Here is a 26,645-nt window from a genome sequence, read left to right on the forward strand (position 1 = left end):
TGATGGAAATGAAAAAATGGGGCGTTTTACTTTTCATTTTTTTATGCCTTGGAGTTTGGCAGGCGCTGTCCGTTTATCAAGATGCTTTGATGACGAAACAGTCATTGGAGGAAAAAGCGTTAGAACGCGCGAAAGAAAAAATTGCTTTCACGCAGATTGAGCGCACTTATACATACTATGGCGAAAAAACTTATATTGTGTTTATCGGCAAGAATAAGCAAGGGAAAAAATATATTGTTTGGGTTCCAGAAAAGAAAGGGAAAATTGTTATAAAACGAGCGAAAAGCGGTATTACGGAATCGGAAGCGATCGCGAAATTAAAAGCGGAGCGTCATCCGAAAAAGCTCATTTCCGCTAAGCTTGGTATGGAAAAGGGCGTACCTCTTTGGGAGTTGACATATATTGATCAATATGATCGCTATTCGTTTTACTACTTAAGTTTTACTGACGGAACATTTTTAAAGAGGTACAGCTTTCAACAATGACGCAATTAGGGGGAAGAAACGATGAAACTTTCAAAAAGGGTTGCTTCACTCACACCATCCGCAACATTAGCAATTACGGCAAAGGCAAAAGAACTAAAAGCAGCAGGCTATGACGTGATCGGCTTAGGCGCGGGCGAGCCGGATTTTAACACGCCGCAGCATATTATTGATGCGGCCGTAAAAGCGATGAATGAAGGACATACGAAATATACGCCATCAGGTGGTCTGCCAGCTCTAAAGGAAGAAATTATTAAGAAATTCGAAAAAGATCAGCAGCTTCGTTATGAGCCGTCAGAAATTATTGTTTGTGTTGGAGCAAAATACGCGTTGTATACATTGTTTCAAGTTATTTTAGACGAAGGGGATGAAGTGATCATCCCGACTCCATATTGGGTTAGCTATCCAGAGCAAGTGAAGCTTGCCGGCGGTGTGCCAGTTTATGTCGAGGGGCTGGAAGAAAATCAATTTAAAATCACACCAGAACAGTTAAAAGCGGCGATTACGGAGCGGACAAAAGCCGTGATTATCAATTCGCCAAGCAATCCGACGGGAATGATTTATACGGAAGAGGAGTTAAGAGCGCTTGGCGAAGTTTGCTTAGAGCATGACATTTTGATCGTTTCCGATGAAATTTATGAGAAATTGGTGTACGGAAACGCCAGACACGTATCGATCGCGCAATTGTCGCCGGAGTTAAAAGCGCAAACCGTCATCATTAATGGCTTCTCCAAATCGCATTCGATGACGGGATGGCGGATTGGCTATGCGGCGGGAAATAAAGAAATTATCAAGGCGATGACCAATCTTGCCAGCCATAGCACATCCAACCCGACCTCGATTGCGCAATATGCGGCCATTGCCGCATACAGCGGCCCACAAGAGCCGATGGAAGAAATGCGCAAAGCGTTTGAAGAACGATTAAATATTATTTACGAAAAACTGATTCAAATTCCAGGGTTTACTTGTGTGAAACCACAAGGGGCGTTTTATTTGTTCCCGAACGCTCGTGAAGCGGCGCAAATGGCTGGTTATGATACAGTGGACCAATTGGTTGAAGCACTGTTGGAAGAGGCGAACGTTGCGCTTGTACCAGGCTCTGGATTTGGCGCGCCAGACAATGTTCGTTTGTCTTATGCCACTTCGCTCGATGTATTGGAAAAAGCAGTGGAACGCATCAAACAATTTATGGAACAAAAACTTCAGCGCTCATGATCAAAAAGCGGCTTTGCTTATTGGCAGAGCCGCTTTCCTAATGAGGCGGAGTTCCTTTTCTATTGCTTCTCTTTTTGTCGAAATGTATAATATTGAATGATTGTACATACATTGTGTTGGAACAGATGTTGGAGGGAAAATGTACGTGAAAACAACGATTGCAGAGGTAAAAAATTACGTAGGACAAGAAGTAACCATTGGCGCTTGGCTTGCCAACAAGCGTTCTAGCGGAAAAATAGCCTTTTTGCAACTACGTGATGGGACAGGCTTTATTCAGGGAGTTGTCGAAAAATCAAAAGTAGCGGAAGAAGTTTTTAAGATTGCCAAATCCATCACGCAAGAAACATCGTTATACGTCACCGGAACGGTGCGTGTCGATGAACGTTCTCCATTCGGTTATGAACTTTCCGTAACAAACTTAGAAATTATCCATGAAGCGGTTGATTATCCAATTACTCCGAAAGAACACGGCGTAGAGTTTTTAATGGACCATCGCCATCTTTGGCTTCGGTCGCGCCGTCAGCACGCGATTATGAAAATTCGTAATGAAGTGATTCGCGCAACATATGAATTTTTCAACAATCATGGCTTTGTGAAAGTCGATCCGCCAATTTTGACTGGCAGCGCGCCGGAAGGAACGACGGAATTATTTCATACGAAATATTTTGATGAGGACGCCTATTTGTCACAAAGCGGCCAACTATACATGGAAGCAGCGGCAATGGCGCTCGGTAAAGTATTTTCGTTCGGCCCGACATTTCGTGCCGAAAAATCCAAAACGCGTCGCCATTTAATTGAATTTTGGATGATTGAACCAGAAATGGCATTTTACGAATTCGAAGATAACTTAAAACTTCAAGAGGAATACGTTTCGCATATCGTTCAATCTGTATTGAAAAATTGCCAACTAGAGTTAAAAACATTAGGACGTGACACGACGAAGCTCGAGCTTGTAAAACCGCCATTTCCGCGCATTACATACGATGAGGCGATCCAGCTTTTGCATGATAAGGGGTTTAACGATATTCAGTGGGGTGACGATTTTGGCGCACCTCATGAAACAGCGATTGCCGAAAGCTTTGATAAACCTGTATTTATTACGCATTATCCAACCACATTAAAACCATTTTATATGCAGCCGGACCCAAATCGTCCGGAAGTCGTGTTGTGTGCGGATTTAATTGCGCCAGAAGGCTACGGTGAAATTATTGGCGGCTCAGAGCGCATTCATGACTATGAATTATTAAAGCAACGCTTAGAAGAACATCATTTGCCGCTTGATGCGTATAAATGGTACTTAGAATTACGGCAATACGGTTCCGTGCCGCACTCTGGATTTGGACTTGGTCTAGAGCGTACCATTGCTTGGATTTGCGGCGTCGATCACGTTCGCGAAACGATTCCGTTTCCACGTTTGCTCAATCGTCTTTATCCGTAAGGAAATCCCCCGAAAAAGGGGGTTTTTTTATCCCGTTATGTTATACTATAGTTGAGGTGCATCCGTATGGATAAAAAGAAAATGGCCGAATGGCTGTCGCAAGGAAGTTTTGCCATTCCAAAATTATTGTTGAATCACTATAAACATCTCGGTTTGTCTGAAACAGAATTCGTGCTATTATTACATATGCATTCCTTTATCGAAGAAGGAATTTTATTTCCTACTCCAGCTGAGTTAGCCGAAAAAATGACGGTCACTCCTTCCGAGTGCATGGAAATGCTTCGTAAATTGCTGCAAAAAGGGTTTATTTCGATTGAAGAGCATATGGATGAGCGAGAGATTCGCAGTGAAAAATATTCGTTGCAGCCGCTTTGGGAAAAGCTTGTTCATTATTTATACTCCGAGTCGCTTAAAGAAGAAAAACAAGAGCGGCAAGAGGAAGAGGAAAGTTTGTATACGGTGTTTGAACAAGAATTTGGCCGTCCTCTCTCTCCGTTTGAATGTGAAACATTATCGATGTGGATTGACCAGGACGGGCATAGTCCGCTCATCATTAAAGCGGCGCTTCGTGAAGCGGTGTTATCAGGAAAATTGAATTTCCGCTATATTGATCGTATTTTATTTGAATGGAAAAAGAACGGAATTCGCACGATCGAGCAGGCGCAAAATTACGGAAGAAAATTCCGAAAACACCAGCAATCAACGAAGTCGATTCGTCCTGTGCAAAATGAATATAAACAAACGATCCCATTTTTTAATTGGCTGGACTCATAGGCGAGAGCATTGTCTCTCGTTTTTCTTTGCAAGGAGAAAGGAGAAGGTTTGATGCTTACGAAACAACAAATTCGCTATTGCTTGGATAAAATGGGAGAAATGTTTCCCGACGCACATTGTGAGTTAGTGCACCGCAATCCGTTTGAGTTATTAATTGCTGTCGTCTTATCCGCCCAATGTACGGACGCATTAGTCAATAAAGTAACAAAACATTTATTTGAAAAATACAAAACCCCAGAAGACTATGTATCTGTCCCTCTTGAAGAATTGGAGCAAGATATTCGCTCGATTGGTCTTTATCGCAACAAAGCGAAAAATATTCAAAAATTATGCGCGATATTAATGGAAAAATATAATGGAGAAGTGCCGAAAGATCGCGATGAGCTAATGAAATTACCGGGAGTTGGACGGAAAACGGCGAATGTGGTTGTTTCTGTCGCCTTTGGCATACCAGCCATTGCCGTGGATACGCATGTTGAACGCGTCAGCAAACGGCTCGGTTTTTGCCGGTGGAATGATTCTGTGTTAGAAGTCGAGAAAACATTAATGAAAAAAGTCCCAAAAGAAGAATGGTCCATTACACATCATCGCATGATTTTTTTTGGCCGTTATCATTGTAAAGCACAGTCTCCGCAATGTCATGTTTGTCCGCTTCTTGATTTATGCCGGGAAGGAAAAAAGCGAATGCGCAAAAGGGGGACAAATGATGCGCATACCAAATGAGTTTGTGCATCCATTGTTTTTTCGTGAAGGAGAAGTCATGGAAATAAAAGATGAGAAGCCTTTCCCGCATATGATGAAAATCGTTTATTTTTATTATGATATGATCGAACGCGAACCGTTTCCTTGGAGCAATATCGAACAATCGATTCCTGCAGTGCTTCAGTTGTGGAATGAGGAGAAAGAAATGTTAGAGGGCTGTTTTGCCAAACGCGATCGGCGTTCTGCTCGCGCCCCAATGATTCGCGGGCTTTCTTATTTGCTTTCTTGTTTATTTTGGCTAAATGGAAGGCGAGTAAAGAACGTGCGTCATTGGCAAGAAGAAATACGTGCGTTGCCGCTGAAGCCGGTAAATTGTCCGGAACGACTTCAATTTGTTTTTGACCGTTGCGATATATATCATTCGTTTATTCAGTTGAGCGAATTATTTGAGGAAACGGCAAAATTAGCATACAAACAAATGGCAATAAACAAAAGGATGTCTCGATAGGCGAGACATCCTTTTGTTTATTGTTTTTTAATTTTCACTTTCTTGTTTTATGACACCGGAACGATGAGGATTGGTTCCAATAGCGTTGTTATGCTGGGTATTATGAGTATTACCATTATTTGCCCCATTAGGAGGGGTATTGCCGTTATTTCCCCCGTTGTTAGGCGGGGTATTTCCATTGTTTCCCCCGCCATTGTTGTTATTATTTTGCGGCGGAGGAGTTGTCGGATTGGTAGATGGCGGCGTCGGGGAAGTAGTGCCATCAGAATTGCCATTATTATTGCTATTATCTTCATTATTGTTATTGCTGTCCTCGTTAGTTCCATTATTATTATTTTCATTTGGTTGTTGTTTGATATTTTCATCTTGATTTGTTTGATCAGAAGGAGAAGTTTGATCTTGATTTTCCTCTCCTTGTTGGTTTTGTTCTTCCCCTGGCACTCGTACGCTAGTCAATGCTGGTCTGCTTTGGATTTCTCCATCTTTTGCGTAGACGGCGAATGTGTAAGTGCCTGGTGTTGGATTATTGACAGTAATCGCTTTTTCTCTTGTCGTAACGACATTTCGCTCGCCTTTGTCATTTTTTATACGAACTTCAAAGACGGCGTTGTCGTTGCTATAGTTCCATGAAACAGAAATGGAGTTTGTTTCCGCGTTATACAATGCTTGCAAATTCGTTACTGATGGCAATGTTTCCGGTTCATCTTTCGCCGTTTCTGTCGGTTCGGTTCCTCTGACGAAACATTCGTAACTAATTTCGCTTTCTGGCGTATATTTGCTTGCTAGTTTTGGCGGATTAGTACCTTTTTTAATCGGCAGTTTTACAACGCTATTCGGCATTTTAAAATCGCTGCCGCCATCATCTACGTAAGAAATGACATGTTTAAACAAGAGGCGCGAAATCCGCTGCTCATATTGTGATAAATCAGCGGTGCTGCTGCGTTTGCTAAATCCGGTCCAAACCGCTGCCGTATAGTTTGGTGTATAGCCGACAAACCAGCTGTCCGGTACGGCGCGTTCAGATAGGCCGTATTTTCTCGCCACTTCGCTAGGATAGTTCGTCGTTCCCGTTTTGCCGGCAACATGAAGCCCTGGAACGTTCGCAAGCGTACCCGTTCCGTATTGGACAACCGATTTTAACATATCTGTAATCATGTACGCTGTATAATCTTTCATCACTTTTTTCGGTTTTGGTTTTAAGTTCATCTCTGTGCCGTCCGGAAAGACGATTTTCGTGACAGCGTGCGGCTTAATATATACCCCATTATTGCCAAAAGCGCTATAAGCTCCAGCCATTTGCAATGGAGAAACACGGTTTTCCAATCCGCCGATCGCATACGCTTCATGCACTTCGTCCAATCCCATGCCGAGTCTGTTAGCAAATTCTTTTGCACGCTCTTTTCCAACAGCTTGAAGCGCTTTTAACGCTGGAATGTTGCGGGATTTTGCCAAAGCATAGCGTATGGTCATCGGACCTAAATATCTTCTATCAGCATTTCGTATCGGTTTTCCGTTAGAGTAAGAGTATGGTTCATCGACGATTTGATGGGCAGTCGACCATTTTAAGTATTCAATTGCCGGACCGTAATCTAAAATTGGTTTAATGGATGATCCAGGCTGACCGACTGGTTGAATCGCATAGTTAAACCCAAACGTTACTTTTTCGCGATGGCGTCCGCCGCCAAGCGCGCGAATTTCGCCTGTTTTTGTATCAACTAGCGCGATTGCCGACTGCAAGTCTTTTTTATCTGTAAACAACGTATCGGAATTTAATAAATCCTCCACATGTTTTTGCGCATCTTGGTCTAGCGTCGTATAAATTTTTAATCCGTCTTCAAACACGTTAACATTCGCTTGATCGGTAACTTCTTTAACAACTTCATCGATAAACGAGTCATACGGAATAGAGCTATCATGTTTTTTTCGTTCAACCAGCATCGATTTGATCGGTACTTGCTTTGCTTTTTCCGCTTCCTCTTTTGTGATAAAGCCATGTTTTGCCATTAGCGATAACACAAGATCCCGACGCTTTTTCGCAGCTTCCGGATGGTCATATGGGTTGTAGTTGTTTGGGCTTTGCGGCATTCCCGCAAGTAAAGCCGCTTCAGGAAGCGTCAAGTCTTTTAAATCCGTCTTTCCAAAATAATATTCCGCGGCTCTAGCCACGCCATAAATGCTGTCTGAGTAATAAACTTTATTTAAATACATTTCTAAAATTTCCTGTTTCGAATACTTTTGTTCCAAACGAAGGGAAAGCCATAATTCTTGCGCTTTTCGTTTTAACGTTTTTTCTTGTGATAAGAAAGTAAGCTTGGCGACTTGCTGAGTGATCGTGCTTCCGCCTTCGGCACCGAACCCTTCTTTTACGTTAGCAACAACAGCGCCGGCAAGCCGGATAAAATCCACGCCGTGATGCTCGTAAAAGCGAACGTCTTCTGTCGCCAAAACAGCGTTTTCTAACACTTTTGGAATATCTTTATAAGAAATATAGGTTCGTTTGTAACCGCCGAGCTCCGCCACTTTATGACCATTCATGTCATAAACAGTGGACGATAAAGGGTCTTTAATTTTTGCTTCATCAAACGGCGGCGCATCTTTAATGAAATAGGCAAATGTGGCAATCCCCCCCACCATTCCTATCATCATGAACAACAAAACAGCAACCATTAATTTTTTAAAGAGCGATGTACCTTTTTGTTTTTTCGCTTTCTTTTGCTTTGCTCGCTTGGATGCTTGTTTTCGTTCCACACGAGAACGATATTCACCAGACATAAGCGAATCCTGCCTTTCTTATGAAATTTACATCTGTTAATGAGAAAAGTAGACTTTTTCTACTACACTAATATAATCAATTCTCGGTTGGTAGCCAAGTGCAATGTAGTGGCCGTACCGTTCGATTTCTCGTTTCGGGATGGATTTTCTTCCTCCTGATCGTTGTTGTTCCCAAAACATAATCAAATGGTTCGCGTCAAGAAGATAAACTTCATTCAGTGTAGTAAAACGCAAAATGACAAAACAAATTCCCCCATGCCGCAATACTTGTTGCATATGATGAATTTGGTGTTCATGGAAATTTTTTAATGGAAACGATGTTTTATTTTTCGTTTCTTTTGCTTCGAAATCAATGTATTTCCCACGATATACACCGTTGTAGTCAGTGGTGGATGCTTGTTTAAAATATGCTTCTTTAATGACTGCGGCACTTCGTTTTGGGTAGTCGACACGGACGATTTGCACCGGCGTCGGTTTTTTATAAATGACGGCAATCCCGTGTTCGCGGTAATATTCGTTTGTTGCATTCAAATCTTCTTCTAGCGTCATTCCCCGATTTCCGTAGTTTGTCTGAAATGGATGAATCGGCTTGTTTATTTGTTTTGTTTCATACGTTTTGCCTCCAGGATATTTAAACATAATCTTCATCTCCTTTGAATGCTTTTTATTATACCATAGGAAATCGAGAAACGGGTGCAATAAGCATCTCAACTCATCCTTTCACATACATGATTACGCGGACAATTTTTTTTCTTGACCGTATTTTACATATGTCGAAATTGTTCGAAGTAATGATTGCGGACACTTTCTTTGCCGAAATAGTTCTAGTTTTGTCATATAGGAAGGGAGACAAGGTTTTATCGCGAATTGATTATCATCATGAAGATGGGAGGAGATAACAGTGGATCAGCGGTGGGCCAAAAAAGAGGAAGTGGAAAAACAACTATATGAAATTTTCCAATTAATACAGCAAGTAGACGCCAAAATGGAAAAAGTGATCGAAGATATCATTGAGGAGCGTTATGAACAAAACCAAACACAGTTTGAGCGATTAGAGCAACAATTGGCAAATGTCGAAGAGCAATTAGATGATTTTGCGGAAGGAGAGGATCCATCACTTCCATTTGCTTCGAAGCTTTACTTTGTTTAAGTTTTTCCCTTCAGCGTAAAAGGTGTGGTATAGTAAAAAAGGACGCTTGGAGGGAAATCGCCATGGAAAAACAGTTAAAAGTGTTGACAGAAAAGTTATTGGACTACAATAAGCAATTGCTATACATTTCTCAGCAAGCTCAAGAGCAACAAAAGGAACCGGATTTTTTTGAAGAGGTAAAGCCGTTTGCTGATCAAGTAAAACAAGTAGTAGACGAATGGAAAAAAATAGCTCTTTTATGGGTGAAAAAAGTACGACCAAAGCATATTTACGAAGTACAAATTGAAACGGCAGGAGAAAATATCGAAAAAATATGTGTGGAAGCATTTTATCCATCGGTCCCACATCGGCGCATCAAGCAATTTTGCCGATCAATTGAATATACGTTGTTGCTTATCGAAGAACGCTTAGAAGAGAGCGTTCAGCAATGATAGACGGAAGCTGTCTTCGATGTAAAAGAAGACAGCTTTTTTATTATAAATCTTTTTTCACCTTTACAGAAACAGGACCGCTGTTTTCTGTTGCGACGGTTCCAATTTCATATTCGACGCGCTCTGTCGCTTTTGGCGAAACATTGTTTCCATGCTTCGGTTTCTCATGGTCATGGCCTTTTAGCTTATGTTGAAAATGGACGCCTCTACCCATTGCAAACACCCCCTTGTTATTACTTTGGCAAAAAAAAAAGAGAAGTATACAAAAAAAGAAAGGGAAAGCAACCCTCTCAGGATTTATAAGCCGATATATTCGTTTTTATTATCTGGTTTATAAGCACCAGCAAGTTCCAATTCACGAACAAGATCGCGGTACTGTGCAATCGTGATCTCTCCGCGCAAATACATTTGGCGCGTAAAACAAAGCAACTCATTCATATCAGTCGGTTCATAGTCTTTTACTGCGATAAATTTGTTTTTTAATTCCGCCATGTTCATCCTGCTTTCCCCCTTCCCCCTTTTATAAATAATAGTACCATAAGAAGATGGGATTTTTTTAAATTCGGAAAATTAAAACTTCCGACAATTCATGACATGTCCATCCTCACGTTCATCTGTTTTTGCACATATACTATGGCAGCCTAGAAATTGGGGGGAGTAGATGTATGTATCGATATCCACGTCCTTTATCCACGCCATTTCCTCCTTATGCGCCATATCACCATGCGTGGCATCCATACCAATATGCCCCGCCGTTTCCTAGCTATTTGCCGATCGGGCATCAACAACATACCGCTGTGTCTCCGTACCCTACGCCATACCCAAAACCTGGTCCTTTGTTAACACCGCCATCACCTGGTATTCAGTCGTTAATGGCACAGTTTAAAAAATCCGATGGCACATATGATATTAATAAAATGATGAACACCATGGGGCAAATGATTAATACCGTTAATCAAGTAAACGGGGTGCTTAAAGGATTAATTAACACATTTAAAAAGTAAACTCCTCCGCGGACGTTCGTGGAGGAGTTTGCTTTTTAAATGAGCAGCTCATACACTTCATTTAATTGATATACTCGCTCAAAATCGCGCTCATCCATCGCGTAGCGAATTTCATGAGGCAAAATGCGGTCTAAAAAAGCGGCTTCTTTTTGCGACAGGTCGCGGACGAATTCGCTTTCACTTTTGTATGGTTTGCTGAGCAGTTTTTTATAAATGCGGCGTGGGGTGTCATCATGGTATTCTGTATAGTTCGATAAAATTTCCCGCAAATAAGCAAGCGTCTTTTCCATTACGTTTCCTCCCCTTTAAAAAACGTTTCAAATGTTTTGCTGACGGTTTGTTTTCCATGTGTGTACGGGTTTTCTTCGGTAACTTGCTTCGGATCCAGATTCGTTTTTATGACTACCATCGGTTCATCAGATGGTTCATTAATGAGCCGGTCGGTTAATCGATCAAAATCAGGCAATGACTTTTCCATCATCCGCACCTCCTATAAGTAGAGTGAGTTAACCGTGACAAAAGTATGTATGATGCATAGCGGTTAATAAAATAGAAAACAGCATAAACTAACGAAGACAGATCCGTTTTTATGGAGGTGACTGGATGTGACAAATCGCAATGACAATCGCGAACGAAAAAACAAATATCCAAACAATCGTGAAAAAATCGCGAAAGAATGGGATATTCAAAAAGACCCGACTCCTGAAATCAATAATAAATACGGAAGTAAATCACATAAAAATTCATAATATAAGAAAGGGCTGCCCATGTTTTGGACATGCCCTTTTTCTTATTCGATATCGATATATTTTCGCTTTTGCGGCAGCCGGATGATCAGTTTGCCGTTTTTCCATGACGCCTTTACTTCTTTTTCACTTACTGCGTAAGGCAATGGGATTACGCGAGCAATATGTTGATGCATTCGTCGTCGTTGATAAAAATGACTTTGTTCGTCTATTGATTCGATCATTTCATTATTTTGGATGATAAGCTGTAAATGATTATCGATAAATTCCAGCTGAATCTGGTTTCGTTTTACATTAGGAAGATGAGCGATAATCGTATATTCGTCTTTCGTTTCGCGAACATCAATTGGAATATAGGAGTGAGAAAGCGTTTTCTGGAAGTATTCATCGAGCGTTTCCATCATTTTTTTTAACGGTCGTTCATCAAAAAATTGGTCGACCATTTCCCATAAATGTTGGAACGGGTTATTATTTCCCTCTTTTTTCATCGGCGGCTGAAAATGATCGCTCATTCCCCCATAGCCCTCCTTTCGCATGGCATTCCTTAGTTTAAATGTATGTGCAGTAATGAAAAAAAGTCACTCTTATTTTTTAAGGGATTTTAATGTGTTTTTAACGTTTATGGAATATGATGAAATGACGATAATGCTATGCATGGAGAAAGTGTTTGCCTGTTTTGCCTGTGGTACTAACATAAGGAACTGATAGCAACCCAAAGGGGGAGGGCATCACAATGCATATTTTTGATTGGCTAGTTACTGTATTTTTTTCTGGAACAGCTGTATCGCTCCTTTCTTACCAAGCAATCGAAATCGTCGAAGCGTTTATTGATTATTTAGTTGATCGCCATTCGTAATGGTGTTGCAGATTGGGGATAATATTGATCAAGGAAACGAGTATGATGATTGTTGATGCTAATCGCATACGGCGATTGGCTTTTCTTTTTGATATGATTATGATAAGGAAAAATAAACGAACAGGAATAAATTGGAAATTAAAGTGAGGGAAGAAAGATGAGTCATCGCATTTTAATCATTGAAGATGAGGCAAATTTAGCGCGGTTTATTGAGTTGGATTTGACCCATGAAGGATATGAGGTGCGTGTAAGTCATGATGGCAGGGAAGGTCTTGAGTTGGCTCTATCGGAAGAATGGGGGCTTATTTTATTAGATGTGATGCTTCCAAGTCTAAACGGGATGGAAGTATGTCGTCGTATACGTGCGGTAAAACAAACACCTATCATTATGATTACGGCAAGAGACAGTGTGTTTGACCGTGTGATGGGGTTAGATAATGGTGCCGATGATTATATCGTTAAACCGTTTGCGATCGAAGAATTGCTTGCTCGAATTCGTGCTCTATTCCGCCGCGTTCATTCTCCTTCTGAAGAACATTTGTTAACGTTTAAAGATTTAACGGTTGACTTGAACGCTCGTACCGTGAAAAAAGGCGATCAATTCATTGAATTAACAAAACGGGAATACGATTTATTAGTGACATTTTTGCAAAATACAAATATTGTTTTAACCCGTGATACTTTACTAAATAAAGTATGGGGATTTGATACGGAAGTAGAAACAAACGTCGTTGATGTATATGTCCGTTATTTACGTCATAAACTTGATGAAACCGACAAAGAACGTTATATCCAAACAGTACGAGGCGCTGGATATGTGATGCGGTCATGAAACTTTTTCGATCGGAAAACGTCTCATTAAAATGGAAGCTTACTTTTCTTTCTGCAATTGCCATTTTTATTACTTATTTTGTTTTCACGTTTTTGCAATATCATGTGGTGAAGCAATGGTTGTTAAACGAAGAAGAAAAAGCGATGAAAAAAACGGTTGAAGAAATTGAAACTTATTATGCGGAAAAACGTAATCTATCATGGAAGGATATTCGTCAAAGCAAACAGCTGCTCGAAGAATTAAACGAAAAATACCAATTGATTCGGGTGCTTGATCGTAAAGGAAACGTTGTTGTCTCTGTTTCTAACGGCGCTTCCATTTCCTTATCGCCAAGCGGTGCTCCAAAAGAGTTGCAAATGGATTATCATTTTGTAAACGATGAACGTTTCATTATTTTACGGGAGCCTTTACATACTTCGACCTTGAATGGAACGATTGAAATTGCACGCCGTCTTGTGAAATTTCAACGAATGATGAATATGCTGTTTTTCATCATGACTGTCATTGGGGTCGTGGCAATGATCATGAGCGCTTTCATCGGCAGGCTTGTTGCCCAAAATTTTGTTGGACGTCTAAAAACGTTAACAAAAACAATGATGGATATTAAAAATAAAGGGATGAAAAAGCGCATCGACGTTCCAGCTTCTAATGATGAAATGTCGGAACTAATGATGATGTTCAATAAGATGATGGATGAGATCGAGCGATTGTTTGATCAACAAAAACAATTTGTGGAAGATGCCTCCCATGAATTGCGGACGCCAATCGCTATTTTAGAAGGCCATCTTTCCCTATTGCAACGATGGGGAAAACATAATCCCGATATTTTAGAGGAATCGCTGAAAGCGGCAACTCAAGAAGTGGAGCGCTTAAAAAAATTAGTGTTTGAGCTTTTAGATTTATCGCGTGCAGAAACCATTAAGGTTCCAAACGATATCGTGCCGATTGACCCGAAACCAACGATTGAACAAGTAGTGAAAAACTTCCATGTTCTATATCCAAATTTTCAATTTGTGATCAATGATTTATCGAGTAAAGCGGCGCGAATTCGGATGACGAAATATCATTTTGAACAATTGTTGTTAATTGTATTAGATAATGCGGTAAAATATTCGCAACAAGCAAAACAAGTGACCATTTCGATCAAAGAAGAAGAGCGGTTTGTTACGGTTGCGGTAAGAGACTACGGGATCGGAATACCACGGGATCAATTAGAAAAAGTATTTTTGCGGTTCTACCGTGTGGATAAAGCGAGAAGCCGCGAAAAGGGCGGCGTTGGTCTTGGATTAGCCATCGCAAAAGAAATGATCGATAAATACGATGGGCAAATTACGATTGATAGTGAGGTCGGCAAAGGAACAACCGTTGAGTTATCGATTCCTAGAGGAAAGTAAAGAAAGGTGAGATCAAATGGAACATCTTCACGAAAGTACGATGATGCAGAAAAAAAATATCCAGCACGTCGTAGAAAAATTTCGCAAACGAGGAGTAAAAATTGCGACTTGCAAACCGCGGACAATGATGTCATTATCTTGCATGGAAGAAATCGAGGCGGAAAAAAATAGAGCATGAAAAAGGTGGAAAACGATGGATATTCGTTGTCAGAAGATCATCCCTGCGATGAAAACGATGAAAGATTTTGAGAAATTTTTAAATAGCCGCTATATTTATGGAGTGTTATTAGAAGTGCATATTTCTCAACTGAAAAGCGTGTTTCATTACGCGCGGCAGCATGGAAAAAAACTGATCATTCATACGGATTTAGTTCAAGGGTTGAGCCACGATGAGCATGCGGCGGAATATTTATGCCAAGAATTTCATCCGTACGGGCTTATTTCTACGAGGGGAAATGTAATCACCAAGGCAAGACAAAAAAAGGTGCTTGCCATTCAGCGCATTTTCTTGCTCGATTCACATGCGCTTGAAAAAAGCTATCAATTGATTGAAAAAACAGAACCTGATTGCATTGAGGTGATCCCTGGGGCAATGCCTCATATTATTCGGGAAGTAAAGGAACGAACAGGCAAACCGATTTATGCCGGCGGCCTTATTCGTACCGTGGACGACGTTGAGCGCGCGTTAGAAGCAGGGGCGGTTTCCGTAACCACTTCGAATAAAGATTTATGGAAACACTATGAGTGTTTTTTGTAAGAAACAGGAAAACAGCCATTTCAAAAAGATACCATATTTCACTAGCCAAACAAGCTGTTTTTCGCTATAATAAAAGTAAGTTAATAATAAGTCAGGAGATTAGGAGAGACCATGCATGCATGGTAAGCGGAAGCTTATCGTGTTTGCAATGGTCTCTTTTTGTCTTTTAACAATAAAGGAGGAGTTTTTTCATGACAGCGGCATTGTTTTCAAGCAAACAACGTCGTCAACGTTTGGAAGAAATGAGCAAAGAATATTACGATGTATTAGTGATAGGAGGCGGCATTACCGGCTGTGGTATTGCGTTAGACGCAGTCACGCGCGGCATGAAAACAGCGCTTGTGGAAATGCAAGATTTCGCGGCAGGTACTTCCAGCCGTTCGACCAAGCTCGTACACGGCGGACTTCGTTATTTGAAACAATTCGAAGTAAAAATGGTTGCCGAAGTGGGAAAAGAGCGGGCGATCGTTTATGAAAACGGTCCGCATGTCACTACGCCAGAGTGGATGCTTTTGCCGATTCATAAAGGGGGAACGTTTGGCAAATGGAGCACATCTGTCGGCCTATGGGTATATGATCATTTAGCCGGGGTGAAAAAAAGCGAACGACGAATCATGTTAAATGCCCAACAAACATTGCAAAAAGAGCCGTTGATTAAACAGGAAGGCCTTCTAGGAGGCGGCTACTACGTCGAATATCGTACGGATGATGCCCGTTTGACGATAGAAGTCATGAAAAAAGCGGCGGAATTCGGCGCTCATGCCGTAAACTATACGAAGGTGGAAGAATTTCTTTACAATGAAAGCGGCAAGGTGATCGGTGCGCGATGCCGCGATCAGCTAAGCGGCCGCACTTACGAAATACGCGCGAAAAAAGTGATCAACGCTGCCGGGCCATGGGTAGATACGCTGCGGGAAAAAGACCATTCAAAAACGGGGAAAATGCTGCAGCTGACAAAAGGAGTTCATATTGTCATCGATCAAAAACGATTTCCGTTAAAACAAGCGATTTATTTTGATACGCCGGACGGCCGCATGGTATTCGCGATTCCACGCGATGGAAAAACGTATGTCGGCACGACCGATACGTTTTACAACGGAGATATTGCCAACCCGACAATGACAAAAGAAGACCGCGATTATTTACTGCGTGCGATTCGCTATATGTTCCCATCCGTAAACATTACAGCGGATGATATTGAATCAAGCTGGGCGGGTGTTCGGCCGCTTATATATGAAGAAGGAAAAGACCCATCGGAAATTTCACGCAAGGACGAAATTTGGCAATCTCCAACAGGGCTGATTACGATTGCTGGCGGAAAACTAACCGGTTATCGGAAAATGGCAGAAACGGTCGTCGATTTAGTTGCGAAACTGTTGGAAAAAGAAGAAGGACGAACATTCCGTCCATGCCAAACAAAACATTTACCGATTTCCGGCGGAGATGTTGGCGGCTCACAGCAATTGCCAGCCTTTATCGCGAAAAAAGCCGAAGAAGCGGTGCGCTATGGTTTTACGAAAGAAGAAGGGGAACGATTAGCGAAAATATACGGCACCAACGTCGATCAATTATTTGAACTAAGTGAACAATACGATGATTCATGCGGTCTTTCCCGCGAGCAGTTTGTTCGCCTTGTATATGCCATTGACTATGAAATGACCGCAAAACCGATTGATTATTTCATCCGTCGTACTGGCGCGCTATTGTTTGATATCGCTTCTGTTCGCCGCTGGAAAGACCGCGTCACTGCCTTTATGGCCAACTATTTGCAATGGACGGAAGAACAAACGGCTGCCTATGCAGAAGAACTGGAAAAAGCGTTGCATCAAGCGGTTGTTCCGAGTGAACATGATTAATAAGATAAGTAAAAGCGTTTCGGGAAGCAACGATGTCTCACTAAAATCCTTTGAAAGAATGGTGCTCAATTCTAACTCTCTTGAGCACCATTTTTTTATATATTTTTTTATATATTATTCCTTACTCCTTAATAAATATTAATAGTAGCATGAAATTTTGTTATACTGAATTTTTACTTAAAAATATGACAAGTTATTGTTAAGCTGACTAAAAGGGGTATATAAGGATGGGAATTACATATCAGCCAATGACTAAAATGTTTCATCTTCAAGCGAACGATATGAGTTACATGATGCAAATTGTCGGTTGCGGATATTTAGCTCATCTTTATTGGGGTAAAAAGACTAGAAATGGAGGAAGATCGAGAAAGCTTCGGCTTGTGCATCGCCCGTTTTCCCCTAATCCGGATTTATCTAATCGTCGTTTTTCGTTAGATACATTGCCGCAGGAATATCCAGCGTACGGAAATACTGATTTTCGCGCGCCGGCGTATCAGGTTTATCTCGAAAATGGATCAACCATTTCAGATTTGCGCTACAAAACGCATCGCATTTATAAAGGAAAGCCAAAGTTAAAAGAGCTGCCTGCCACCTATGTCGAACACGAAGATGAGGCGGAAACGTTAGAAATTGTGCTGGAAGACCGCGTGATCGGATTACACGTTACGCTGCTTTATACGGTGTATGAGCGGTGGAATGTGATGACGCGTTCCGTTCGTTTTGACAATAATGGTTTTGAGAGCATTAAGTTGTTGCGGGCGTTAAGCATGAACGTAGATTTTCCTCATGCCGAATGCGAATGGCTGCATTTGCCGGGAGCGTGGGCAAGGGAACGAGCGGTGGAAAGACAGCCGCTTATTAACGGAACACAATCAGTGGAAAGCCGACGCGGCGCCAGCAGCCATCAACATAATCCATTCATCGCCTTGCTTCAAAAAGGAGCAAACGAGGATTATGGGGAAGTATACGGTTTTAGTCTTGTATATAGCGGTAATTTTCTCGCGCAAATAGAAGTCGACCAGTTTCGTACAACGCGCGTAGCAATGGGAATAAATCCGTTGATTTTACTTGGCTGTTAGAGCCAGGTGAGTCATTTCAAACACCTGAAGTTGTCATGGTGTACTCAGATAAAGGGTTAAACGGGATGTCGCAAACATTCCATCAGCTATATCGAACTCGTTTGGCGCGCGGAGTATATCGGGATCGTCAGAGACCAATTCTTATTAATAATTGGGAAGCGACGTATTTTAATTTTAATGAAGAAAAAATTTTGCGTCTTGCGAAAACAGCGGCGGAATTAGGGATTGAGCTATTTGTGCTAGACGATGGCTGGTTTGGCAAACGCGATAATGACCGCAGTTCATTAGGAGATTGGTTCGTCGATAAAAGAAAGCTTCCAAACGGATTGGCGGGATTGGCGGCAAATATCAATAACATGGGAATGCGGTTTGGGTTATGGTTGGAACCGGAAATGGTTTCGGTGGACAGCGAGCTGTATCGGAAGCATCCAGACTGGTGCCTTCATGTGCCGAGTCGTCCGCGGTCGGAAGGACGAAATCAGCTTGTGTTGGACTATTCCCGCAAAGAAGTGTGCGACTATATCATTCAAGCCATTTCCAACGTGTTAGCGAGCGCGCCGATTTCGTATGTGAAATGGGATATGAACCGCCATATGACAGAGATCGGCTCTGCCGCCCTGCCTCCGGAACGGCAGCGCGAAACCGCCCACCGTTACATTTTAGGGTTATATCGCGTGATGGAGGAAATCACTTCACGTTTTCCGCATATCTTATTTGAAAGTTGTTCCGGCGGTGGAGGACGGTTTGACCCAGGGATGTTATATTACATGCCGCAAACATGGACGAGCGACAATACCGACGCCGTTGCCCGCTTGAAAATTCAGTATGGCACTAGTCTTGTATATCCAATCAGTGCGATGGGCGCTCATGTGTCAGCAGTTCCGAATCATCAAGTTCATCGCATCACCTCACTGGAAATGCGCGGGCATGTGGCGATGTCTGGGAACTTTGGATATGAACTGGATTTGACAAAGTTAAGCGAAGAAGAAAAAGCCATTGTCAAGCAGCAAGTCGCATTTTATAAAGACATTCGCCGTCTTGTGCAGTTTGGAACGTTTTACCGAATATTAAGCCCATTTGAAGGAAATGAAACGGCATGGATGTTTGTTTCCGAAGACAAATCGGAGGCGTTTGTCGCCTATTTTCGCGTGCTGGCGGAAGCGAATGCTCCGCTGTCGTTTTTGCGGCTTAAAGGGTTGGATCCAAATAAAGATTACGAAATCATCGGCAGCGGAGAAATGTACGGCGGCGATGAGCTTATGTATGCAGGACTGAACGTGCCGAGGCGTCGCGGTGATTTTATTAGTGTCATCTGGCGTTTAAAAGAATCTCGTTTATCAAAGACCGGTGTCTAGAATGCGGCTAGACACCGGTTTCTAGTTGAGAGAGTCTTTCTAAAATCCGCCGCTTCCGATACAATATTTTCCCTGTTTCAGCGATATCTTTAATAAAAGCTCTATTAAACACCGCGCCAAAAATAATGCCGACAATTGGAACAAATTGAAACAGCTTTTTCCAGCCGTATTGGTCACGGAATGTCATCATCACTTCGCGCCATCCTTGGATTTGGGAAAAAACTTGCCGATGCTCGTTGGAAAATGACGTAAGCTCGTCCAAAATCGCTTTTTTGCCGACAATATCAGCGGAAGTAAATTGTAAACATTTTACAATAAAAATACGTTCTTTTTTCTCTTTCGGGTTATAACCGTAAATAATGGCGATTTCCTGTAATGTTTTTAACGCAAGACCGAGCAATGCAGGAATGTCAATGGCAAGTGTCAGTATTCCGCCGACGCCTGTCGTTGCCCCCTGGTATTGCGCGAATGTTACCCGCGATTGAATCAACTCATCACAAACGCGGTCCATTGTCGCAAGCGGCAGATGTGCGGCTTGTTGCACCGTTGTGACGTGGAGTTTCTCTAATATTTTTTCTTCATTGACAAGATATTGCCCGCCTGTTTGTATATAACTTCCCAATTCGTCAAGCAATTGCCCGAGTTTTTTATGTACGATGCTCGGTGTCAGTTGATCAAGTACTTTAAACGGCAAGCGCCCAAGTTTTTCCCAAAACCATAAATCTTTTTGCTCTTGTTCCCAGCGGTGGATTGATTGCAGTTCTTGTTCTAATACTTGTTTTGTTTCCATTGGATAACCCCCTTATATATAAGATGATGGAATAAGCTACTTCTTATACGTTTTCCAAAAAGAAAATGTTTCTTTTTTATTGATCCATAATAAAAATTTTACTAAAATATTTACTAAAGGTATATTTAGGGGGTATCATTCATGATCACCAATTTAATAAAAACGTTTACTGAATTATTAGGAGGCAGAAATGAAGAAATTCGTATTTTCTTCGCGCCAGGCCGCGTGAATTTAATTGGCGAGCATACGGACTATAACGGCGGGCATGTGCTGCCGTGCGCTTTAGAAATTGGGACGTATGCGCTTGTGCGAAAAACGGCACATCCGTTTATTCGCTTTTACTCAAAAAATTTTCCGGAAACAGGGATCATTACCGTATCTTATGACGACCTATCCTACCAAGACAAGCACGGATGGGCAAATTATCCAAAGGGAGTTATTGCTGCGTTTCAATCGTTTTATCCGATCGAGACGGGACTTGATATTTTGTATTATGGAACGATCCCGAACGGCGCCGGGTTATCGTCTTCCGCTTCGATTGAATTAGTTACGGCGGTGATGATGAATGAGTTATTCGAGCAGCATATCGATATGCTCGAGCTTGTGAAAATGAGCCAAAAAGTAGAAAATGAATATGTTGGCGTCAACTGTGGCATTATGGATCAATTTGCCGTCGGAATGGGAAAGCGAAATCATGCGATTCTCTTAAATTGCCAAACGCTGGCATACCGCTATATTCCTGTGGCGTTTAATCATTGTTCGATTGTCATCGCAAATACGAATAAAAAGCGTGGTTTGGCCGATTCAGCGTATAACGAACGAAGATCGACGTGTGAAGCTGCTTTGTTGAAATTAAAAGCGCAGCTAAATATCGAGTCGCTTGGCGAGCTGACAAGCGAGCAATTAGAACAGTATGATCACCTTCTTTCCCCAATCGAACGAAAACGCACGCGCCATGCCGTGACGGAAAATGAACGGACGATAGAGGCGGCTACTGCGTTGGAAAAAGGAGATTTGGCGCGCTTTGGCGAGTTAATGAAACAATCCCACATTTCGCTGCGCGATGATTATGAAGTGACAGGCTTAGAGCTTGATACGCTTGTTGAAGCGGCGTGGAACCACGAAGGGACGATCGGCGCCCGCATGACTGGAGCCGGTTTTGGCGGCTGTACCGTAAATATTGTAAAAGATGAGTTCATTCCTTCTTTTATTGAGCAAGTAGGGAATGAATATGCGAAAAAAATTGGCTATGAAGCTAGTTTTTATGTTGTGAAAATTGGTGATGGAGCGAAAGAAATAACGGGAGAAAAGGAGATGAGCGTATGATTCTTGTCTGCGGCGGCGCAGGCTATATCGGCAGCCATGCGGTATATCGCTTAATCGAAAAGGGAGAAAAGGTCATTGTTGTTGATAATTTGCAAACAGGGCATCGGGAGGCCGTCCATCCGGAAGCGATCTTTTACGAAGGCGATATTCGCGACCGCGCGTTTTTGCGCGAAGTGTTTCGAAAGCATGATATTGATACGGTCATCCACTTTGCCGCTAATTCCCTTGTCGGCGAAAGCATGCAAGAGCCGCTCAAATATTACGACAATAACGTTTATGGGACGCAAGTATTGTTAGAAGTGATGAACGAGTTTGGTGTGAAACAAATCGTCTTTTCCTCGACGGCCGCAGTATACGGTGAACCGAAACAAATTCCGATTGTGGAAACGGATCCAACGCTGCCAACCAACACATATGGAGAAACGAAATTGGCGATGGAAAAAATGATGAAATGGGTGGATCGTGCTTACGGAATTCGTTACATCTCTCTTCGTTATTTTAATGTCGCGGGGGCATACGGGACGATCATCGGCGAAGACCATAATCCGGAAACGCACTTAATCCCGTTAATTTTAAAAGTGCCGCTTGGGCAGCGGGAAGAGATTCATATTTTTGGAGATGATTACGATACGCCTGACGGTACATGCATCCGCGATTATATTCATGTTCTTGATTTAGTCGACGCCCATATTTTAGCTGTTGAAAAATTGCGAAGCGGTGCGGAAAGCAACGTTTATAATTTAGGAAACGGCAGCGGATTTACCGTAAAAGAAGTCATCGAAGCAGCTAGAAAAGTAACAGGCCATCCGATTCCGGCACGCGTCGTGGCGCGGCGTCCGGGAGACCCGGCGAAGCTCGTCGCATCCTCGGAAAAAGCAAAACGAGAGCTCGGCTGGGAGCCGAAATATACATCGATTATTGATATTGTTGCTTCCGCATGGGAGTGGCATCAAGCGAAACCGAACGGATATCGAGGTGTGTGACGGTGGCAGACATTTTTGAAGCGTTAGAACAGCTTATCCAATACGGGATCGCAAACGGACTGATTCATCGTGAAGATATCGTTTACGCTCGCAATCGCCTGTTGGCGGCGCTGCAGTTAGAGGAGTGGAAACCAGTGGAGGTAAAGGATGTGTCCTTTGCCTCTCCTTCACCGATATTAGAGGCCATTTTAGATTGGGCGTACGAAAATGGCCGCATCAAGACGAATACGACGACAGAGCGGGATATATGGGATGCTAAGCTGATGAACTGTTTAATGCCGCGTCCATCCGAAGTGATCCGTGAATTTTATGCCAAATATCAGAAAGAACCGAAACTAGCAACAGACTGGTTTTATGCTCTTAGCAAAGCTTCCAATTACATTCAAACAGCGCGGATTGCGAAAAATAAACAATGGAAAACGAAAACCGAATACGGAGAGATTGATATTACGATCAATTTATCCAAACCAGAGAAAGACCCGAAAGAAATCGCCAAATTAAAAGACGAGCCGGCATCTTCGTACCCAAAGTGCGTGCTATGCAAAGAAAATGAAGGATATGAAGGAACGTGGCATCATCCGGCGCGCTCTAATCATCGCGTCATTCCTCTTGTGTTATTAGACGAGAAATGGTATTTCCAATATTCCCCATATGTATATTACAATGAACATTGTATTGTGTTCCACGCCGAGCATGTGCCGATGAAAATGGAACGAAAAACGTTCGCGCGCTTGCTCGATTTCATCGAAAAATTTCCGCACTATTTCATCGGTTCGAACGCTGATTTACCGATTGTCGGCGGCTCGATTTTAGCGCATGATCATTTTCAAGGTGGAAACTACACGTTTGCGATGGAAAAAGCTGAAATCGAAGAATATGTTTCTTTTTCTGCTTTTCCGTCACTCGCGGCAGGAATCGTCCGCTGGCCGATGTCAGTCATTCGTCTCCGCGGCAAAAAAGAGGAAGTGCTTGAAGCGGCTGATGTCATTTACCGAACGTGGCAAACGTATAGTGATCCGAGTGTCGATATTTATGCCAAAAGCGGTACTACTCCGCACAACACCGTCACGCCAATCGCGAGACGGCGCGCCGGTTTGTTTGAAATGGATATCGTTTTGCGCAATAATCGGACATCACGTGAACATCCATACGGGATTTTTCATCCTCATGAAGAATTGCATCATATTAAAAAGGAGAATATCGGTTTAATTGAAGTGATGGGGCTTGCCGTTTTACCTGGAAGACTTGCGAAAGAATTGGACATATTAGCACAATATCTTATTCAACATACGAAAAAAGAGGATTGGGACCCAGCGTTGTTAAAACATTGGGACTGGTATGAAGAAATTCGCAGCAGATATACAGACATTACGAAAGAAACCGTGTTGGATATTTTACAGCATGAGGTAGGGCAGCGATTTATTACCGTATTAGAACACGCTGGTGTTTTTAAACGAACCGAGAGAGGAAAACAAGCATTTCGTACTTTTTTACGGAAAGTGCAGGAGAAGTTGTCATGATTCGGGAAGGAACGTTCAAAGGACTAAAAAGCATCATTTTGGAAAACAATTATATAAGAGCCGTGTTTTTGCCGGAGTACGGCAGTAAACTCGCTTCGTTAATCGATAAAGAAACGAATAAAGAATGGTTGTTTCAAGCAAAAAGCGATACGCTCACCATACCGAGTTACGGCGCTGTTTTTAGCGACTATGATTCTAGTGGATTCGATGAAGTATTTCCAAGCATCGATGCTTGTTTTGATCCTGTAACGGGAAAGCCGATTCCTGATCACGGAGAAGTATGGGCGCTTCCGTGGGAATATCGTTTGGAAGGGGAGACGGTTGTTTTTACTGTCAAAAGTCCTGTTTTCCCGTATACAATGACAAAGCGAGTTTGGTTAGAAATGAATCGACTTTGTTTTGATTATGCGGTCACCAATGATGGCGACACACGATTTTACTTTATTTGGACCCCTCATGCGCTTTTGCGATGTGACGAATATACAAAAATCGTCGTTCCTGACAGTTTGACCAGCGTAATGACCGTCGAACATCAGACGGAACATCTTGGCGAATGGGGAACAATTCATCCGTATCCCGTTACGATTTCGCGAAAAACCGGGAAACCGTTGGATTTATCAAAAATGGAGCCGCCATCTGCGAACAACTGTGAGAAATTTTATTTTACCGAGCGCGTCCCGAAAGGAATGTGCGGAATCGTTCAAGAAAATACAGGACGCAAACTAATGTACCACTATCCAGCGGAAAAAATTCCGTATTTAGGAGTTTGGAAAACGCAAGGTGGCTATCGCGGCGACTATAATTTGGCGCTCGAACCGTGCACGGGAGTGTACGATCATTTGTCTGTCGCTTATGCCATTCGGAAAGTTTCATTTGTGGAACCAAAGGGCGTATTTACATGGTGGTTTCAAATAGAAATAGGGGCAGAATGATATGATCTAGAACATTGCAAAGAAAATTTATTGTAAAAAAACATATAGAGGAAGGGATCTATTTCACCAATGGCGACGTTAAAAGAAATTGCGGAAAAAGTCGGCGTATCTGTTGCCACTGTATCGCGCGTTCTTAATTATGATACAACCTTATCGGTATCGGATGAAACGAGAAAACGCATTTTCGAAGTAGCTCAACAATTGAATTATAAAACATTGCGGGAACGCAGCCAACAAACGAAAGAACGATTTCGATTTGGGCTTGTTCATTGGTATTCGGAACGGCAGGAACTTGATGATCCGTATTACATGGCGATTCGTTTAGGGGTAGAAAAAGAATGTTTTGAACGACAAATCGAGTTAGTAAAGTTGTTTAAACAAAACGGCTCCTATTCAGAGGAACGGATGGAAAATTTAGATGGAATTATTGCGGTTGGAAAGTTTGGGCCGAAAGATGTCAGTGCGTTTGCGGCAAGCACTGAGCATATCGTGTTTGTAGATTGTTCGCCAGATGAGCAAAAATTTGACTCCGTTGTCATTGATTTAAGGAAATCAACGATTACCGTGTTAGACTATCTTCTTCGACTCGGCCACAAAAAAATCGGCTATATTGGCGGACGTGAATATGTAGACGGACAAACGCTTCTTCATGATGAGCGCGAAGCGACGTTTTACGAATATTTGTACTTGAAAGGAATATATGATTCTCGATATGTATGGACAGGAAGTTTTACCGCTGAAGACGGCTATCGATTAATGAAACAAGCAATCTCTGCAAAAGACATTCCAACCGCTTTTTTTATCGCCAGTGATTCGATGGCGATTGGGGCGCTGCGCGCGCTTCATGAAGCGCAAATTCCAGTTCCTGATGATATATCTATCGTCGGATTTAATGATATTCCGACCGCGAAATTTATCCACCCGCCATTAACAACGGTAAAAGTGTATACAGAGTTTATGGGAGAGACGGCGGTAGAATTGTTAGTAGAGAGACTAACGACGAAGCGAACCATTTGCAAAAAAGTGGTTGTGCCAACAAAACTCATTGTTCGAGAAAGCAGTCAAGTTTGTTCAAAAGGGAGCTGTTCAATGTAGCAGCTCCCTTTACTTCATTAGTGAAATTCGATATCAACGCGCTTTTTCGGACTAGATGTTGTTTTTGGAATATGGATATCGAGCACACCATTTTTATATGTTGCTTTAATGTTATCTGTTGCTGCATCCGATGGCAGCGTAATGGAACGTTGAAAACGGCCGAAAAAGCGTTCGCGGCGATGCATTTGTTCTTCTTTAATGTTTTGGTCTCGCTGGATGGTGCCGCTAATCGTTAAAATATTGTTGTGTACGTCGATGTGCACGTCTTCTTTTTTCTCTAGACCAGGGAGATCGCACGATACGACATATTCGTTTTCCGTTTCATGCATATCCATGCGCGGCATCCCGATATGGTCATCCATATGGGTGAAAAGAGAAGGGAAATCGGTTGAAAAAAATCGGCTAAGGTCTCTGCGCATTGTTTCTAAATGGCGAAATGGATCATAAGGGATTAAAGACATAAACAGCGCCCTCCTTTGGATCGTTAATATATTTGTCATCAAATAGTTTGTTTTAGGAAGCGCTGTTTTATACAAAGATTTTGTGAAAGGTTATTGTATAAAGAATGGGACTCCCAAATACGGAAGCCCCTTTACGCTTTTTATATAACCGACTCGCCCATTCGTTTTATTAGGACTAATCGAATAA

At 42.2% G+C, this 26,645-nt stretch carries 30 protein-coding genes and 1 pseudogene; 22 read left to right on the forward strand and 9 right to left on the reverse strand.

Translation table 11 applies throughout. From position 1 onward, the window contains the following. Positions 1-8: 8 nt before the first annotated feature. The 6 genes from QSJ37_RS15750 to QSJ37_RS15775 all read left to right on the forward strand — a co-directional run bounded on the left by QSJ37_RS15750 (position 9) and on the right by QSJ37_RS15775 (position 5,119). Positions 9-485, forward strand: a complete 477-nt coding sequence (locus QSJ37_RS15750) for a cell wall elongation regulator TseB-like domain-containing protein (RefSeq protein ID WP_285756058.1) — start codon at positions 9-11, stop codon at positions 483-485. 21 nt (positions 486-506) lie between these two features. Next, on the forward strand, positions 507-1,697 hold the full coding sequence (locus tag QSJ37_RS15755; protein WP_285756059.1) for a pyridoxal phosphate-dependent aminotransferase: 1,191 nt from the start codon (positions 507-509) through the stop codon (positions 1,695-1,697). Positions 1,698-1,842: 145 nt separating this feature from the next. Beyond that, on the forward strand, positions 1,843-3,135 hold the full coding sequence (gene asnS, locus QSJ37_RS15760; RefSeq protein WP_285756162.1) for an asparagine--tRNA ligase: 1,293 nt from the start codon (positions 1,843-1,845) through the stop codon (positions 3,133-3,135). A 66-nt stretch (positions 3,136-3,201) separates the two neighbouring features. Further along, positions 3,202-3,909: a DnaD domain-containing protein gene (locus QSJ37_RS15765; RefSeq protein ID WP_285756060.1), complete on the forward strand. Its 708-nt coding sequence runs from the start codon at positions 3,202-3,204 to the stop codon at positions 3,907-3,909. A gap of 51 nt (positions 3,910-3,960) precedes the next feature. Beyond that, entirely contained in the window at positions 3,961-4,632 is a 672-nt protein-coding gene (nth, locus tag QSJ37_RS15770) for an endonuclease III (protein WP_285756061.1), read from the forward strand. Then, on the forward strand, positions 4,613-5,119 hold the full coding sequence (locus tag QSJ37_RS15775) for a YpoC family protein (RefSeq protein ID WP_352177308.1): 507 nt from the start codon (positions 4,613-4,615) through the stop codon (positions 5,117-5,119). The genes nth and QSJ37_RS15775 overlap by 20 nt, the downstream gene beginning before the upstream one ends. Positions 5,120-5,146: 27 nt before the next feature. Here QSJ37_RS15775 and QSJ37_RS15780 read toward each other — a convergent pair whose 3' ends face one another. Beyond that, positions 5,147-7,891 (reverse strand): penicillin-binding protein 1A, encoded by a 2,745-nt coding sequence (locus tag QSJ37_RS15780; RefSeq protein WP_285756062.1) that lies wholly within the window; start codon positions 7,889-7,891, stop codon positions 5,147-5,149. 36 nt (positions 7,892-7,927) lie between these two features. Continuing rightward, entirely contained in the window at positions 7,928-8,533 is a 606-nt protein-coding gene (gene recU, locus QSJ37_RS15785) for a Holliday junction resolvase RecU (RefSeq protein WP_081189457.1), read from the reverse strand. Between the two features lie 259 nt (positions 8,534-8,792). Between recU and QSJ37_RS15790 the strand changes: the two genes are divergently transcribed. Then, positions 8,793-9,041, forward strand: coding sequence for a hypothetical protein (locus QSJ37_RS15790; RefSeq protein ID WP_015864240.1), 249 nt, complete (start codon positions 8,793-8,795; stop codon positions 9,039-9,041). A gap of 62 nt (positions 9,042-9,103) precedes the next feature. After that, entirely contained in the window at positions 9,104-9,472 is a 369-nt protein-coding gene (locus QSJ37_RS15795; protein WP_285756064.1) for a YppE family protein, read from the forward strand. Between the two features lie 43 nt (positions 9,473-9,515). On the opposite strand, the gene QSJ37_RS15800 is transcribed toward QSJ37_RS15795, so the two are convergent. Further along, on the reverse strand, positions 9,516-9,686 hold the full coding sequence (locus QSJ37_RS15800; protein ID WP_162839696.1) for a hypothetical protein: 171 nt from the start codon (positions 9,684-9,686) through the stop codon (positions 9,516-9,518). 83 nt (positions 9,687-9,769) lie between these two features. Further along, positions 9,770-9,970 carry a YppF family protein gene (locus tag QSJ37_RS15805; RefSeq protein ID WP_015864237.1) on the reverse strand — a complete coding sequence of 67 codons (201 nt, stop codon included), beginning with the start codon at positions 9,968-9,970 and terminating at the stop codon, positions 9,770-9,772. 167 nt (positions 9,971-10,137) lie between these two features. On the opposite strand from QSJ37_RS15805, the gene QSJ37_RS15810 reads away from it, so the two are divergent. Beyond that, on the forward strand, positions 10,138-10,476 hold the full coding sequence (locus QSJ37_RS15810) for a YppG family protein (protein WP_285756067.1): 339 nt from the start codon (positions 10,138-10,140) through the stop codon (positions 10,474-10,476). A gap of 35 nt (positions 10,477-10,511) precedes the next feature. Here QSJ37_RS15810 and QSJ37_RS15815 read toward each other — a convergent pair whose 3' ends face one another. Both QSJ37_RS15815 and QSJ37_RS15820 read right to left on the reverse strand, forming a co-directional pair. Further along, positions 10,512-10,766: a sigma-G-dependent sporulation-specific acid-soluble spore protein CsgA gene (locus QSJ37_RS15815; protein ID WP_062678504.1), complete on the reverse strand. Its 255-nt coding sequence runs from the start codon at positions 10,764-10,766 to the stop codon at positions 10,512-10,514. Beyond that, a complete protein-coding gene (locus tag QSJ37_RS15820) occupies positions 10,766-10,954 on the reverse strand; it encodes a hypothetical protein (protein ID WP_285756164.1) in 189 nt (62 codons plus the stop codon). Before QSJ37_RS15820 ends, QSJ37_RS15815 begins: the two co-directional genes overlap by 1 nt. A gap of 127 nt (positions 10,955-11,081) precedes the next feature. Here QSJ37_RS15820 and QSJ37_RS15825 point away from each other — a divergent pair, with 127 nt between their 5' ends. Next, positions 11,082-11,225, forward strand: coding sequence for a hypothetical protein (locus QSJ37_RS15825; RefSeq protein WP_162839695.1), 144 nt, complete (start codon positions 11,082-11,084; stop codon positions 11,223-11,225). A gap of 41 nt (positions 11,226-11,266) precedes the next feature. Here QSJ37_RS15825 and QSJ37_RS15830 read toward each other — a convergent pair whose 3' ends face one another. After that, positions 11,267-11,734 carry an Hsp20/alpha crystallin family protein gene (locus QSJ37_RS15830; protein WP_285756069.1) on the reverse strand — a complete coding sequence of 156 codons (468 nt, stop codon included), beginning with the start codon at positions 11,732-11,734 and terminating at the stop codon, positions 11,267-11,269. 221 nt (positions 11,735-11,955) lie between these two features. Between QSJ37_RS15830 and QSJ37_RS15835 the strand changes: the two genes are divergently transcribed. The 7 genes and pseudogenes from QSJ37_RS15835 (at position 11,956) to QSJ37_RS15865 (ending at position 19,351) form a co-directional block, all read left to right on the forward strand. Continuing rightward, positions 11,956-12,078: a hypothetical protein gene (locus QSJ37_RS15835; RefSeq protein WP_285756071.1), complete on the forward strand. Its 123-nt coding sequence runs from the start codon at positions 11,956-11,958 to the stop codon at positions 12,076-12,078. Positions 12,079-12,235: 157 nt separating this feature from the next. Continuing rightward, positions 12,236-12,910 carry a response regulator transcription factor gene (locus QSJ37_RS15840; RefSeq protein WP_285756073.1) on the forward strand — a complete coding sequence of 225 codons (675 nt, stop codon included), beginning with the start codon at positions 12,236-12,238 and terminating at the stop codon, positions 12,908-12,910. Then, a complete protein-coding gene (locus QSJ37_RS15845) occupies positions 12,907-14,304 on the forward strand; it encodes a HAMP domain-containing sensor histidine kinase (RefSeq protein ID WP_285756074.1) in 1,398 nt (465 codons plus the stop codon). Before QSJ37_RS15840 ends, QSJ37_RS15845 begins: the two co-directional genes overlap by 4 nt. A gap of 16 nt (positions 14,305-14,320) precedes the next feature. Then, complete coding sequence (locus QSJ37_RS15850; RefSeq protein WP_162839694.1) at positions 14,321-14,482, forward strand: hypothetical protein; 162 nt, start codon at positions 14,321-14,323, stop codon at positions 14,480-14,482. 15 nt (positions 14,483-14,497) lie between these two features. Further along, a complete protein-coding gene (locus QSJ37_RS15855; protein WP_081189453.1) occupies positions 14,498-15,061 on the forward strand; it encodes a glycerol-3-phosphate responsive antiterminator in 564 nt (187 codons plus the stop codon). 191 nt (positions 15,062-15,252) lie between these two features. Next, the gene (locus QSJ37_RS15860; protein ID WP_285756077.1) at positions 15,253-16,917 is read left to right on the forward strand and encodes a glycerol-3-phosphate dehydrogenase/oxidase; all 1,665 of its coding nucleotides are present in this window, start codon (positions 15,253-15,255) and stop codon (positions 16,915-16,917) included. Between the two features lie 227 nt (positions 16,918-17,144). Continuing rightward, positions 17,145-19,351 (forward strand): annotated as a pseudogene (locus tag QSJ37_RS15865) (alpha-galactosidase). A gap of 7 nt (positions 19,352-19,358) precedes the next feature. On the opposite strand, the gene QSJ37_RS15870 reads toward QSJ37_RS15865, so the two are convergent. Further along, on the reverse strand, positions 19,359-20,141 hold the full coding sequence (locus tag QSJ37_RS15870) for an EcsC family protein (protein WP_285756078.1): 783 nt from the start codon (positions 20,139-20,141) through the stop codon (positions 19,359-19,361). A 141-nt stretch (positions 20,142-20,282) separates the two neighbouring features. Between QSJ37_RS15870 and QSJ37_RS15875 the strand changes: the two genes are divergently transcribed. From QSJ37_RS15875 to QSJ37_RS15895, 5 genes are all read left to right on the forward strand, one after another. Then, a complete protein-coding gene (locus QSJ37_RS15875; RefSeq protein ID WP_285756079.1) occupies positions 20,283-21,467 on the forward strand; it encodes a galactokinase in 1,185 nt (394 codons plus the stop codon). Beyond that, the gene (galE, locus tag QSJ37_RS15880) at positions 21,464-22,450 is read left to right on the forward strand and encodes a UDP-glucose 4-epimerase GalE (RefSeq protein WP_285756080.1); all 987 of its coding nucleotides are present in this window, start codon (positions 21,464-21,466) and stop codon (positions 22,448-22,450) included. The genes QSJ37_RS15875 and galE overlap by 4 nt, the downstream gene beginning before the upstream one ends. Positions 22,451-22,452: 2 nt before the next feature. Continuing rightward, positions 22,453-23,970: a UDP-glucose--hexose-1-phosphate uridylyltransferase gene (galT, locus tag QSJ37_RS15885; protein ID WP_285756081.1), complete on the forward strand. Its 1,518-nt coding sequence runs from the start codon at positions 22,453-22,455 to the stop codon at positions 23,968-23,970. Further along, the gene (locus tag QSJ37_RS15890) at positions 23,967-24,902 is read left to right on the forward strand and encodes an aldose epimerase family protein (RefSeq protein WP_285756082.1); all 936 of its coding nucleotides are present in this window, start codon (positions 23,967-23,969) and stop codon (positions 24,900-24,902) included. Before galT ends, QSJ37_RS15890 begins: the two co-directional genes overlap by 4 nt. A gap of 69 nt (positions 24,903-24,971) precedes the next feature. Continuing rightward, positions 24,972-25,997, forward strand: coding sequence for a LacI family DNA-binding transcriptional regulator (locus QSJ37_RS15895; RefSeq protein WP_285756083.1), 1,026 nt, complete (start codon positions 24,972-24,974; stop codon positions 25,995-25,997). Positions 25,998-26,014: 17 nt separating this feature from the next. On the opposite strand, the gene QSJ37_RS15900 is transcribed toward QSJ37_RS15895, so the two are convergent. Continuing rightward, positions 26,015-26,458: an Hsp20/alpha crystallin family protein gene (locus QSJ37_RS15900; protein WP_285756084.1), complete on the reverse strand. Its 444-nt coding sequence runs from the start codon at positions 26,456-26,458 to the stop codon at positions 26,015-26,017. Between the last annotated feature and the right edge of the window lie 187 nt (positions 26,459-26,645).

The sequence above is a fragment of the Parageobacillus sp. G301 genome, assembly GCF_030268025.1.
Lineage (GTDB): Bacteria > Bacillota > Bacilli > Bacillales > Anoxybacillaceae > Parageobacillus_B > Parageobacillus_B toebii.